The organism is Aurantibacter sp., assembly GCF_039941195.1.
Lineage (GTDB): Bacteria > Bacteroidota > Bacteroidia > Flavobacteriales > Flavobacteriaceae > Aurantibacter_A.
Genome location: NZ_JBDVFA010000098.1, coordinates 123,195 through 136,052, shown reverse-complemented (window position 1 = coordinate 136,052; position 12,858 = coordinate 123,195). Strand labels below are relative to the sequence as shown.

The following is a 12,858-nucleotide window of genomic DNA, read 5'->3' as shown; positions in this document are numbered from 1 at the left end:
TATATAAACTAATTATTTGTTGTTTTCGTCGGCGTCACTTTGAATCGTATTGTCTCTAATAACAGGAATAAATAAAGGTCTAGCATCGTCAGTATCACCTACAACATCTTCAATTTCTCGTTTTAAATATTGTAAATGTGCAATGGTTAAACGGTCTGTCATTACAGGAAGCGTTCTTTTAATATTATTTTGAAGTGATAATAGATTATTTAAAGCTAATGAACGAACATCTGTATTAGAGGTATACCCCTCAGATAATTTAGCTAGAATACCTTCAACCATACCATCTGCCTCTTCGGGTTTGTATAGGTTAATCATATTCGCAACATAAGCTTTTTGTAACTTCCTTTTATAGGCATTGGTTTGGTAAAAAACATTCATTTCGCCCCAAACGAGTTGTGTTAAATCATCAATATATTCTTCTGGGCGATATGGATTTTCATTCTCATATCGTTCGGCAATAAATGTCATTCTACTTAAGCGACTTCCGCCTAACAAATTCATCATTACACTTTCCATAGTTTGCGTAACCGACTCTTTTGATTGTGGTGACTGTATAGCATTTAAAATATCATTTCTTAACAACCATTTAGGTTCTTTAAAAATATGGTTGTTTAAAAATGCTAAGGCCTGTTGTTGAGTTTGTTTTGGTACCAATTGATAAATTTCACCTTCTTCACTCATCGTCTTTGGTGTTACATAAATACCACCAATGTTTTTAGTAACATGAAAAATATAATCGCTGTATTGGTTCACTAATGCTTTGTAAATTTCATCTAGGTTAGAATAATCATCACTATTGCGATCTTTTACCCATTCGCGAACACATGGTGCAATTCGCTGTAGATTTAAAATACCGTAATTACTAGCAATCATTGCATCATCACCCAAATCTTCGGTTTGTGAACGTGGATCAAAATCTCTGCCTTCACCTCCAAACCATAGTCTTTTATTTGCAGCAATACTGTCGGTGACCATTTGGCTCATCAGTTCTTTCTCGTCTGAAAGGTCTAGATCATCAGGAAGCTTAGAATATCCCCACTGTATGGCCCATTTGTCATAATCGCCTATTCTTGGCATTAAATTTTTTACAGGAATATTATCTTCGGGCTGAGCTACATAATTAAAACGAGCATAATCCATAATTGAACTAGTATGGCCATTTTTTTCTAACCATTCAGCATCACGTAAATTTTCAACAGGAGTGGCAAAACTGGCACCCATGTTATGTCTTAAGCCCAATGTGTGCCCTACTTCATGTGCGCAAACAAAACGAATAAGATCACCCATTAATTCTGTGTCAAACTCCATGTGTTGAGCTCGCTCATCTACTGCGCCGGCTTGTATCATATACCAACTGTGTAAAAGACTCATTAAATTGTGATACCAACCTATATGACTTTCTAAAATTTCACCGCTTCTCGGGTCAACAATATTTGGGCCGTAGGCATTTTTTGAAGGCGATGCGAAGTAACGTAAAACCGAAAATCGAGCATCTTCTAAACTCATGTTAGGGTCGTTCTCTGGCCATTCTTTACCTACAATTGCATTTTTAAAACCAGCTTGTTCAAAAGCTACTTGCCAGTCATTTATTCCTTTTATTAGGTAAGGCCTCCATTTTTTTGGAGTAGCTGGATCAATATAATAGACGATTTGTTTTTTTGGTTCTACTAATTCACCATTTTTCCATTTTTCAATGTCTTCCTCTTTAGGTTCTAATCGCCATCGATGAATATAGGTATTTCGATCAACCTTCTGCTGGTCATCACCATACTCTAAATAAGAACTGGCAAAATAGCCAACCCTAGTATCATAATAACGTTTACGCATAGGTTCTTTTGGTAGTAGAATAAATGAGTTGTTTATTTCAAGTGTAACAACGCCGGCTAATATGGCAGCAGGTAATTCTTTTTTCCTTTTTTTAATTACAGACTTTGCTTTATACGTTTTAACAGCACGTATTTCTGTATTCATTGGAAATGTGCTAATCTCTTTTATATAAGACTTATCACTTTCTAAAGAAGATAATTTATAAACATCTTTTTGGGAACTGCTTAAAGCTAGTAATGGATTTTCACTGTTGATGAATTTTGTAACATCAATTACAAAAGATTTTTTCTTTTCATTATCCGCTTTAATATCAAATGATTCTAATATTGGAGTAATGTTAGAATTGTTTACTGCTTTCGAAATAGCATCGTCTTCATTGGCAGAACTAACTAAAGTAGCTATACGCAAAAAGATATTGTTATTAGGTCCCTTTTCAAATACAATAGTATTTTCACCTATTTTTTCCCCTCCATAACTAGCCGCGCCAGATGGAGTTTTAATAAAACGAGTAACTACTAAAATTTCACGATTTAATAAATCTTCTGGAATTTCAAAATAGTATTTCTGTTTTACTATATGAACATCAAAAAGCCCCTTTGTAGAAACGGCATCATTTGATATAAGTAGGTCATATGCCTTGGCATTTGATACTACTTTTGTTTTGTTGGTTTCTTTTTTAGCTTCTTTCTTAAATAAATTAACTGACTGGCAAGAAGTTACCAGACAAAAAACCACAACTATTCCTAACAGAAATCTCATAAATAGCGAACGCTTCAAACTTGGGTTTAGTATTGTAAACAACCTGTGATTATATACGGGGTATAAAATTTTACAGATGTTCTAAGGTTCCATAAATATAAGGGAATTGCTCTTGTTTTAGAGAATCATAAATGTTAAGCATTTATAAAAACTTCTTCTAATGTAGTTCTTTAGTAAGAATGAATTCTCCTTTTAGCATCTGGGTAACATTAATTAAGGACCTAATATTGTGGTAATTAACTTTCCAAATTTGCGCTTTTACTTTTTTATCTGCTTGCGAATCAGTATCCATTCCTTCGGCATACCATCCGTGGTATTTGTGGTCAATCATATTTTTTTTGATATACTGCCATTGTTTTTGAAACAAGTTATAATACTCTGGATTATTTGGGTATAACTTCGACATCAGTAAAAGTGAATTAAGTCCTTCAGCTTCAGTCCACCAAACTTTAGCTTCTTTCACCACTGTGCAGGTGTCTTGAGTGTAATAAAAGCCTCCGTCATAAAAGCCTCCTTCTTTATTATCCCAACCTTTCGCGATACCATGATCCACCATTTGTTTCGCTTTCAACTCGGTTAGGGTGTCCTTTTTTCTACCTAGAATATGAGAGGCTTCAAGCATTAGAAACGCTGTTTCAACATCATGACCAAAGGAGACATGGTCTAGGCCAAAATTTTGTTTTTGATATATAGCGGAAGAATCTTTAAAGGTGACCGGAGACCAATCGCGATGAAGGTGTAAGGTTAAATAACCTTTTTCGGTTGTTATAGTATCACGAATTAATATTAACAGTTCTTCTAATCGCTCTCGTACTAAATCATTGGGCCACACTTCATAAAGAGCTGATAGGCATTCCAAAAGATGAATTGATGAATTTTGATCTTTCCAGTCTTTTCGTTTAAAATTATCATAACCTTTATCTTCAGTAATGTCCAGCATCCATGAACCATCTTGTTGTAAAACATCAAAATATCCTTTGTAAATAGAATCATGTGCATGTTCTTCTATCCACGAAAATGTTTTTTTCGCTAAATCTAATGCAGCTGTGTCGTCTGAAACCTTGTAGTAAGTGGCGAGACCATATATGGCGAAAGCGTTGCCGTAAGTGCTTTTATTTTTTGAAATCACTTTTAGTCCATCACCTACAAAACCTACTAAAGTATGAAAACCGCCATTAATAGAATCCCACATTTTGTCTCGTAAGAAATGATATCCATGTTTCGCAATCTTTTCATATTTTTTATCCTTATAATGTTCAGCCAAAACCGATGTAGTCCAAATATGGCGTGCTTGACTAACTATCATTTTATTTTGAGCTCCTTCTTTATCCCATTTATAATTAAAATCGGACCAAAAACCACCATTCACTGTATCAATAGATTTTGGATACCAAACATTAGTTAGATTTTCTAATTCAATTTCTACTTCAGATAGAATAGGATCTGTTGTTATCGTTTTACTATGTTCTTTCTGATTACAGGAATTTAATGCTATTATGATTGCAAAAAATGATATGGAGTAAATGATATTGTTTTTCATGATTGCTAATGTTCTTGTTGCATTAGCTTAAAACTAATCATATTTTTTGGATGTGTATTATCTAAAGAATATTAGCAAAGCCCCTATTGCAGTAAGAATAAGAATCATTTTTCTGTAGAAACTTTCTTTGATAATTTTAACCAATTGTATGCCTACAAATAGTCCTACAAATATGGCCGGGATAAGTTTTAAATCGAGAATAAAACTTTCTTTGGTTATGGTGCCCCATGCCCATATATGAAAGGGAAGCTTAAAAACATTTATAATAAAGAACAGCCATGCTGCAGTTCCTATAAATTCATTTTTAGGTAAACGCATTGCTAGGAAAAATATATTAGCAAAGGCACCAGCAAGATTACCTATCATAGTTGTTATGCCAGCCATAATTCCCATAAAACCTGCGAAAGCCCAATGTGTAGGGACTTTCTTAGATTTTTTTGAATCCCACCAGTACATCATAATTACACTACCCAAAATAATAATGGCCATGCCAATTTTAAAAGTGGTTTCGTCTAAATCTTTACCAATGAATACACCAATTAGAACACCAAGCATCATCCAAGGAAGAAAACGTATGATGTATTTCCATTGTGTATGTCTATTATAATAAATTACGGCGAAAATATCACCTACTATTAAAAGTGGCACTATTATCCCTGTTGACTCCTTTGCACCAAAGGCTAAAGCCATTAAAGTGACTGTAATAATTGCAATTCCTTTGATTCCTGATTTAGATATTCCTACTACCATAGCGGCAGTAAAGGCTAATATCCAAGCTGTTGTAGAAACTTCACTCGTTATTAATGAATACAATAGTTGTGGTTTGGTTAACAAGCTTCAAAAATATGGTAAAAAGTAATATCTTTAGCGAATACCAAAACCCGACTTTATGGAATTAAGTACACTCGATTACAGTTTTATTATAATATTCTTTTCTCTTGTCTTAGGAATCGGAATTTATGTCTCTAAAAAATCTGGTAAAGATTCAAATGAATTTTTTCTATCTGGTAGAACAATGCCATGGTGGTTGTTGGGTTTATCAATGGTGGCGACTACATTTTCAACCGATACGCCTAATTTAGTAACAGACTTTGTTAGAGATAAGGGTGTTTCTGGAAACTGGGGTTGGTGGTGTTTTTTATTAACAGGAATGCTTACCGTATTTGTATATGCTAAATTATGGCGTAAATCTAATGTGAAAACGGATTTGGAGTTTTATGAATTGCGTTATGGTGGTAAGCCAGCTAGTTTTTTAAGAAAATTTAGAGCAATTTATTTAGGCGTTGTTTTTAATGTGATTACCATGTCAGCTGTGACATTAGCCGCTATTAAAATAGGAGGTATAATGCTTGGTCTTGAAGATTGGCAAACAGTTATAGGTGCGGGTCTGATTACTGTTGTCTTTAGTGCCTTAGGAGGTTTTAAGGGTGTAGTGTATACCGATTTTTTATTATTTTTTGTTGCAATGTCTGGAGCTATTGGCGCCGCATATTATTTAGTAAATATTCCTGAAGTTGGGGGAATAAATGCAATGATGGCAAATGACTTAGTTGCCTCTAAAATGGATATTTTGCCTGATTTTAGTGACACAAAAATGGTGATTACATTGCTTATCATTCCATTGGCTGTTCAATGGTGGAGTTCTTGGTATCCAGGTGGTGAGCCAGGAGGAGGAGGTTACATAGCTCAACGAATGTTGGCGGCGAAAGACGAGAACCATGCTATTGGTGCGACATTCTTTTTTAATATTATGCATTATGCATTGCGCCCATGGCCGTGGATATTAGTTGCTTTGGCATCGTTAGTAGTTTATCCAGATATAGCAAGTATATCAGAAGCGTTTCCAAATGTACCCGCAGATAAATTAGGACATGATTTAGCCTATTCCGCAATGTTAACTAAATTACCTAGTGGACTACTAGGTTTAGTCTTAGCTTCGCTTGTAGCTGCATATATGAGTACGATTTCTACACAATTGAACTGGGGATCATCTTATATTGTTTTTGATTTCTATAAACAACAAGTAAACCCTGATGCAACAGAAAAACAATTAGTGGCGGTAGGTAGGATTTCTACAGTTGTTTTAATGGTTTTAAGTGCATTTTTAGCTTTGGCCATGCAAAATGCTCAACAAATTTTCGAATTGTTGTTGCTATTTGGAGCCGGTACGGGATTAATATTTATTCTACGTTGGTTTTGGTGGCGAATTAATGCATGGACCGAAATTTCTGCGATGTTCGCCTCAGGTATTTTGTCCATATTATTAAAAGCAACATCTTTTGGTGCATTTTTATTTGCAACAGATACTGGCATATTTCCAGATTGGGGTGAGATTCCTTTTGTTATGATAGTTACAACTACCGTTTGGTTAATTGCCACATATGCAACTAAACCTGAATCGGATGAAGTGCTTCGTTCATTTTATAAAAAAATACAACCGGGCGGGCCTGGTTGGCAAAAAGTAGTTGATGAGGCGAAAGTGGATAATGTGGTAATTGATAAAGGTGAAAAATGGAGTGTGCCATCAGGTATAACGGCTATGTTATTAGGTGTTGTATTGGTTTATTCTATGATGTTTGCAACTGGTTATTGGATTTATGGCCGAACTACTGACGCCATAATACTCTCAGTTGCCGCTATTGTCTCTGGAGTTTTATTGATTATTACTTGGAATAAAATGAAAGAGCATATTCTCTAATTATGGCCAGTTTGAGCAATAGAATACAATCGATTGACATCTTTAGAGGGATGACAATAGTATTAATGATTTTAGTTAATACGCCTGGAACTTGGGCTGCTGTTTACCCACCTTTTAGACATGCGAAATGGCATGGAATAACTCCAACAGATTTAGTTTTTCCATTCTTTTTATTTATTGTTGGAACTTCTATAGCTTTTGCATATAAGAACAGAGTAATAAATGCTGGTACCTATAAGAAAATTACAATACGTACTTTAAAATTAATTGGCCTAGGTCTTTTTCTAGGGGCATTTTTGATAAGTTTTCCCTTTATAAAAGATTTTGAAAACATTAGGTTCCCAGGTGTTTTGCAACGAATTGGGGTGGTTTTCTTTTTCGCTTCTATATTGTTTATCAATTTTAATTGGAAAACATTACTTGGAATTTGTGTAACACTATTAATAGGATATTGGTTAATGATGGTTTTTATTCCTGTAAACGGTGTGGAATCTACTCTTGAGAGAGCTCCTAATAATTTGGCAAATTGGTTGGATGTTCAAATTTTTGGATCGCATAATTACAAAGTAGATTATGACCCAGAAGGTTTTTTAAGTACCATACCTTCTATCTGTAGTTCTTTATTGGGAATATTTACGGGGCTTCTATTAACATCTAAGCAAGAAAAGAAAGCTACATTATTAATGGGAATTGGGGGGTCTTTATTAATAATAGGGCACCTTTGGGATATTGTTTTTCCTATAAATAAGGCGCTATGGACAAGCAGTTTTGTATTAGTTACTGCTGGATGGGCAAATTTGATTTTGGCGCTAATTTATTATTTGAGTGATGTTAAGGGAATTCAATTTGGAAGTATTTTTAGATATGCTGGTGCTAATGCTATTACCCTTTATTTTCTTTCAAGCTTTATCAGTAAAATTATGGGGCAAATAAAGGTAGGAGACACCTCTTTACATGGGTGGATATTTAATCAGGTGTATGTGCATGATTTCTTGTCTTTGCAACTCTCTTCATTGTTGTATGGTCTAACTGTAGTCGCATTTTACACACTTTTGGCATATATTTTGTTTCGAAGAAAGATATTCTTCAAAGTATAACTATGAAAAAAGCCTTTAGGTCTTATAGATTTATCATTCTAATATTTATTTTAGTTGGATGGCCTCAGGAAAATATTTCTCAAAATGGATTTCAAGAGGGTTATGTGGTTACAAAAACTAATGATACGTTATATGGTGTTGTTAGAGATCGAAAATTAGGTGCGTTTGCTAAGCTTTACAAAAAGATAAAATTTAAAGGTAAAAAGGGCAAAACTAAGTATGCTGCCAAAGATTTATTTGCTTATAAGAATGGAGATGTCACCTTCGAAATAATGAAAATAACCAGAACAGGGCAGTTTTTTAATCAACAATTACAACTGTCAGATAGTGGTGATTATGAGTTTTTTAAAGTAATACATAAAGGAAACTTAAGTTATTACATGCTAGAGTTTGAAGATGCTGATTCAGGGCATATAGATGGTAATGCCTATTTTAAAAAGGAAAATGAGGATGTTTTAATCCGTGTTAATCAGGGTGTTTTTGGGTTAAAGAGAAAAAAGTTGGCAAGGTATTTCTCTGATTATCCAGAATTAAGTCAGCGCATTTTAAATAAACAACTCAATAGTCCTTTAGAAATAGTTCGTTTTTACAATACGTGGAAAATAAATAATTAAATAGAAAAGTATATCGAAATCTATTTCACCTCTATTTTTGCATCATTTTAGCTACATATTTACCAATAACATCAAATTCCAAATTAATAATTGTACCCACTTCATAATTGTTAAAACAGGTATGCTCAAAAGTGTATGGAATAATGGCAACACTAAAAGTATTAATCCCTGAGTCGACCACGGTAAGACTAACGCCATCAATAGTAATAGAACCTTTTTCTATGGTAATATTGTTAAGAATAGAATCATAGTTTATACTAAACTGCCAGCTGCCATCTTTCTCTTCAATCTTAGTAATTGTACCCGTTTGATCCACATGTCCCTGAACAATATGACCATCTAAACGAGAACCTAAAATCATAGCTCTTTCTAGATTTACTTTCTGCCCTATTTTTAACTGATTTAAATTCGTTTTTTCTAATGTTTCTTGAATAGCAGTAACAGTATAACTGCTTTCGTCTAATGATACTACCGTTAAACAAATGCCATTATGTGAAACACTTTGATCTATTTTTAAATCTTGAGCAAGTGATGATTTAATGGTAATATGTAGATTGCCATTATCATTTTGTAGTTCTTGTACTTCTCCTAAAGTTTCAATAATTCCAGTAAACACGTGTCGTTTAAATTAAGTAGTTTTGCGAGGTAAATTTAGGTATTATAATGCACGAAGGCAAAAACATAAAGTTAGGTATTAGCGTAGGTGACCTCAATGGAATCGGATGTGAAGTTATTTTAAAAACGTTTGAAGATTCGCGAATGCTTGATTTTTGTACACCCGTACTATTTGCATCAAATAAGACTGTTTCTTTTCAAAAGAATAAACTTGGGATTAAAATAAATTTTAATGGTGTTCAGGACGCTTCAAAGGCGATAGATGGTAAGATAAATGTGGTAAATGTTTGGAAAGATGTGCCCAAAATTGAATTTGGACAATCCACTGAAAATGGTGGTAAGTATGCCATATTATCATTAAAAGCTGCTGTCGATGCACTCAAGAATAATGAAATTGATGCCCTTATTACGGCGCCAATTAATAAAAATAACATACAAACTGAAGATTTTAATTTTCCAGGCCATACCGATTATTTAGCACAAGAATTGGAAGGGGATAGTCTTATGTTCATGGTAACGGATGGATTAAAAGTTGGTCTTTTAACCGATCATGTTGCAGTTAAAGATGCTCCGGCAGCAATTAACCCCATTTTAATACGAACCAAGGTTAGAACTATTGAAAAGTCTTTACAAATGGATTTTGGTGTTCGAAGACCAAAAATAGCCCTGTTAGGCATTAATCCACATAATGGAGATAATGGGGTAATAGGAAAGGAAGACGATGAAGTATTAAAGCCTGTAATTAAAGAAATGTCGGATGCTGGTCATTTAGTTTACGGTCCGTTTGCTGCAGATAGTTTTTTTGGCACGGATAATTACACTAAATATGATGCTATTCTTGCTGCGTATCACGATCAAGGTTTAATTCCTTTTAAAACATTATCCTTTGGTCAAGGAGTGAACTTTACAGCAGGTTTGTCTAAAGTTAGAACTTCACCAGATCATGGTACAGCCTATGAAATTGCTGGAAAAGGCCAGGCAGATTTTAGTTCTTTTAAAGAAGCTGTATTTACCGCTATAAGTATATATAAAAATAGAAAAGAGTATCAAGAACTGACCAATAATCAATTACAAAAACAAAAGGTAAGACGTTAAGGGTGTATTTTCTATTTATTTAGAGGCTATTGGTTGGCAATTTGTAAAAATATAGTATCTTTGCACCCGCCTGAATGGAAGCGTGTTGTCTTTTAATAGGGTGAATTTTAAATTTTGTGTGGTCATGATGAAGCAAAAGGAGTTTAACGTTCCTTTCTCGGGATTGAAACAAGGGAAGCACGATTTTGAATTTGAAATTGATAACAAGTTCTTTGAATCTTTTGGATACGATGAGTTTAATGCAGCTGATATTAAGTTGCAATTGCAATTAAATAAAACAGCTACGATGTTAGAGCTTGAATTTAATGGGCAAGGCTCAGTAAATGTTAACTGTGATATTACTAGTGAACCATATGACCAACCAATAGATTCTCAAATGGATCTTGTGGTTAAATTTGGTGAAGCTTTTAACGATGACGATGATGAGATATTAATTATACCTCATGGTTCGCATCAAGTAAATATTGCTCAATACGTTTATGAAATGTTAGTTCTTGCTGTGCCTCAAAAAAGGGTACATCCTGGTGTTGCTGACGGTACTTTAAAGTCTGAAGTACTAGACAAACTCGAAGAATTACAACCAAAAGAATCAAGTGACAATAAAGAGGTAAATGATCCCAGATGGGACAAATTAAAGAATTTATTAACTGACAAATAGTCGACAATGGCACATCCTAAGAGAAAAATATCGAAAACCCGTAGGGATAAAAGAAGAACACATTATAAGGCTGTAGCACCAACTCTTGCTAAAGATTCTACAACTGGTGAGATGCATTTGTTTCATAGAGCACATTGGCACGAAGGTAAACTATACTATAAAGGCCAGGTCTTAATTGACAAAACAGAAGTAGCGGAGGCTTAAGCTTAAAATGTTTTATTTTTCGAAATAAAATAAGAAAACAGGAACCCTATTCATCCATAAATGAGTAGGGTTCCTGTTTTTTATATTTTAATCAATTGTATTCTCCATTTATTTTTTAAAAACTCTTGATTTTACTTAAAAAATGCCAAAAATTGAGTATTTTTCACCAATTTCTAGTCGTTTTTGATACAAAAGTATTTTTAGTATGAACAAACTCACAGCAGCGATTACCGCTGTAGGATCTTATGTTCCCAAATTTATTATGACCAATAAAATGTTGGAAGACGTTGTTGAGACTAATGATGAATGGATAACTAGTAGAACGGGAATAAAGGAAAGAAGAATTCTAAAACCTGAAGAAGGAGAAGGTACTTCATATTTAGCCATTAAAGCTGCGCAAGATTTATTGAATAAAAAGAATTTAGATCCAAATGAAATTGACCTAGTAGTTGTTGCCACGGCTACACCTGATAGTATGGTGGCATCGACAGCAGCTTTTGTAGCATCTGAAATTGGCGCATCAAATGCTTTTGCTTTTGATCTTTTGGCGGCATGCTCTAGCTTTTTATTTGGAATGTCAACTGCTTCTGGATATATAGCTTCTGGTAAATACAAAAAAGTACTGTTAATTGGAGCTGATAAAATGTCTTCAATTATTGATTATACAGACCGAACAACCTGTATCATATTTGGCGATGGAGCCGGTGCGGTACTTTTTGAGCCTAATACGGAGGGTCTAGGACTTCAAGACGAGTATTTAAGAGCGGATGGAAGTGGTAGGGCTTATCTTGGTATGGAAGGCGGTGGTTCAATTATGCCAGCTACTATAGAATCGGTTAAGGCTAGAAAACATTTTATCTTTCAGGAAGGAAAAACAGTTTTCAAATTTGCAGTATCTAATATGGCTGATGTTGCAGAAAAAATAATGGTACGTAATAATTTGAGTCATGAAGATGTATCTTGGTTGGTACCCCATCAGGCTAATAAGCGTATTATTGATGCCACGGCTAATCGAATGGGATTGGATGAAAGCAAAGTATTAATGAATATACAGCGCTACGGAAATACTACTTCAGCAACATTACCATTATTGTTGGCTGATTTTGAAAAGAAATTTAAAAAGGGAGACAATCTAGTTTTTGCTGCTTTTGGTGGCGGGTTCACATGGGGGTCTATATTTTTAAAATGGGCCTACAACTAAATTTTAAAAAAACTCAAATTCATGGATATTAAAGAAATTCAAAGCCTAATTAAATTTGTCGCCAAATCTGGTGCAAGTGAAGTGAAGCTAGAAACAGACGACATTAAAATTACCATTAGAACCGGTGAAGGAATGTCTAAAAGTGAAACAACTGTCGTTCAGCAAATTCCAATGGCTGCCGCACAACATGTTGTTGGTGCCCCGGTACCAGTTGAAGCACCATCGAGTGCTGCACCAGTTGCTGAAGCCCCTGCTGAAGATTCTAAATATGTGACTATAAAATCACCAATTATAGGAACATTTTATAGAAAACCTGCGCCTGACAAACCAACTTTTGTTGAAGTAGGTGATTCTATTGGGCAAGGTGATGTGCTTTGCGTAATTGAAGCTATGAAGTTGTTCAATGATATTGAATCTGAAATTTCAGGTAAAATAGTGAAGATTTTGGTTGAAGATTCTTCACCAGTTGAATTTGATCAACCTTTATTTTTGGTTGACCCATCTTAAATAAATTTTAAGTGTTTAATATTAAATATCAACTATTCTT

Annotated in this window: 12 protein-coding genes; 8 read left to right on the top strand and 4 right to left on the bottom strand. The window is 34.3% G+C overall.

What is annotated here, in order from left to right:
• Positions 1–12: 12 nt before the first annotated feature.
• The 3 genes from ABJF52_RS17000 to ABJF52_RS16990 all read right to left on the bottom strand — a co-directional run bounded on the left by ABJF52_RS17000 (position 13) and on the right by ABJF52_RS16990 (position 4,942).
• Positions 13–2,589, bottom strand: coding sequence for a zinc-dependent metalloprotease (locus ABJF52_RS17000; RefSeq protein WP_348153020.1), 2,577 nt, complete (start codon positions 2,587–2,589; stop codon positions 13–15).
• 157 nt (positions 2,590–2,746) lie between these two features.
• A complete protein-coding gene (locus ABJF52_RS16995) occupies positions 2,747–4,129 on the bottom strand; it encodes an AGE family epimerase/isomerase (RefSeq protein WP_348153017.1) in 1,383 nt (460 codons plus the stop codon).
• 57 nt (positions 4,130–4,186) lie between these two features.
• A complete protein-coding gene (locus ABJF52_RS16990) occupies positions 4,187–4,942 on the bottom strand; it encodes a sulfite exporter TauE/SafE family protein (protein ID WP_348153015.1) in 756 nt (251 codons plus the stop codon).
• Positions 4,943–5,018: 76 nt separating this feature from the next.
• Here ABJF52_RS16990 and ABJF52_RS16985 point away from each other — a divergent pair, with 76 nt between their 5' ends.
• Genes ABJF52_RS16985 through ABJF52_RS16975 form a run of 3 tightly spaced genes read left to right on the top strand, consistent with a single transcriptional unit; the run spans position 5,019 to position 8,538 of the window.
• Positions 5,019–6,827 (top strand): sodium:solute symporter family protein, encoded by a 1,809-nt coding sequence (locus tag ABJF52_RS16985; protein WP_348153012.1) that lies wholly within the window; start codon positions 5,019–5,021, stop codon positions 6,825–6,827.
• Between the two features lie 11 nt (positions 6,828–6,838).
• The gene (locus ABJF52_RS16980; RefSeq protein WP_348153010.1) at positions 6,839–7,924 is read left to right on the top strand and encodes a heparan-alpha-glucosaminide N-acetyltransferase domain-containing protein; all 1,086 of its coding nucleotides are present in this window, start codon (positions 6,839–6,841) and stop codon (positions 7,922–7,924) included.
• A gap of 2 nt (positions 7,925–7,926) precedes the next feature.
• Complete coding sequence (locus tag ABJF52_RS16975; protein ID WP_348153007.1) at positions 7,927–8,538, top strand: hypothetical protein; 612 nt, start codon at positions 7,927–7,929, stop codon at positions 8,536–8,538.
• 31 nt (positions 8,539–8,569) lie between these two features.
• Here the strand turns inward: ABJF52_RS16975 and ABJF52_RS16970 are convergent, their stop codons facing one another.
• On the bottom strand, positions 8,570–9,154 hold the full coding sequence (locus ABJF52_RS16970; RefSeq protein ID WP_348153004.1) for a riboflavin synthase: 585 nt from the start codon (positions 9,152–9,154) through the stop codon (positions 8,570–8,572).
• 47 nt (positions 9,155–9,201) lie between these two features.
• Here ABJF52_RS16970 and pdxA point away from each other — a divergent pair, with 47 nt between their 5' ends.
• The 5 genes from pdxA to accB all read left to right on the top strand — a co-directional run bounded on the left by pdxA (position 9,202) and on the right by accB (position 12,818).
• A complete protein-coding gene (pdxA, locus tag ABJF52_RS16965; RefSeq protein WP_348153001.1) occupies positions 9,202–10,248 on the top strand; it encodes a 4-hydroxythreonine-4-phosphate dehydrogenase PdxA in 1,047 nt (348 codons plus the stop codon).
• Between the two features lie 127 nt (positions 10,249–10,375).
• Positions 10,376–10,906: a DUF177 domain-containing protein gene (locus ABJF52_RS16960; protein ID WP_348153093.1), complete on the top strand. Its 531-nt coding sequence runs from the start codon at positions 10,376–10,378 to the stop codon at positions 10,904–10,906.
• 6 nt (positions 10,907–10,912) lie between these two features.
• Positions 10,913–11,110 (top strand): 50S ribosomal protein L32, encoded by a 198-nt coding sequence (gene rpmF / locus ABJF52_RS16955; protein WP_153756337.1) that lies wholly within the window; start codon positions 10,913–10,915, stop codon positions 11,108–11,110.
• Positions 11,111–11,315: 205 nt separating this feature from the next.
• Positions 11,316–12,311: a beta-ketoacyl-ACP synthase III gene (locus tag ABJF52_RS16950; protein WP_348152997.1), complete on the top strand. Its 996-nt coding sequence runs from the start codon at positions 11,316–11,318 to the stop codon at positions 12,309–12,311.
• A gap of 21 nt (positions 12,312–12,332) precedes the next feature.
• The gene (gene accB, locus ABJF52_RS16945; protein WP_348152994.1) at positions 12,333–12,818 is read left to right on the top strand and encodes an acetyl-CoA carboxylase biotin carboxyl carrier protein; all 486 of its coding nucleotides are present in this window, start codon (positions 12,333–12,335) and stop codon (positions 12,816–12,818) included.
• Positions 12,819–12,858 lie beyond the last annotated feature (40 nt).

Coding starts and splice junctions, on each gene's coding strand:
- ABJF52_RS17000 (WP_348153020.1), bottom strand. CDS start 2,589: ATGAGATTTCTGTTAGGAATAGTTGTGGTTTTTTGTCTGGTAACTTCT.
- ABJF52_RS16995 (WP_348153017.1), bottom strand. CDS start 4,129: ATGAAAAACAATATCATTTACTCCATATCATTTTTTGCAATCATAATA.
- ABJF52_RS16985 (WP_348153012.1), top strand. CDS start 5,019: ATGGAATTAAGTACACTCGATTACAGTTTTATTATAATATTCTTTTCT.
- ABJF52_RS16975 (WP_348153007.1), top strand. CDS start 7,927: ATGAAAAAAGCCTTTAGGTCTTATAGATTTATCATTCTAATATTTATT.
- pdxA (WP_348153001.1), top strand. CDS start 9,202: ATGCACGAAGGCAAAAACATAAAGTTAGGTATTAGCGTAGGTGACCTC.
- ABJF52_RS16960 (WP_348153093.1), top strand. CDS start 10,376: ATGAAGCAAAAGGAGTTTAACGTTCCTTTCTCGGGATTGAAACAAGGG.
- rpmF (WP_153756337.1), top strand. CDS start 10,913: ATGGCACATCCTAAGAGAAAAATATCGAAAACCCGTAGGGATAAAAGA.
- ABJF52_RS16950 (WP_348152997.1), top strand. CDS start 11,316: ATGAACAAACTCACAGCAGCGATTACCGCTGTAGGATCTTATGTTCCC.
- accB (WP_348152994.1), top strand. CDS start 12,333: ATGGATATTAAAGAAATTCAAAGCCTAATTAAATTTGTCGCCAAATCT.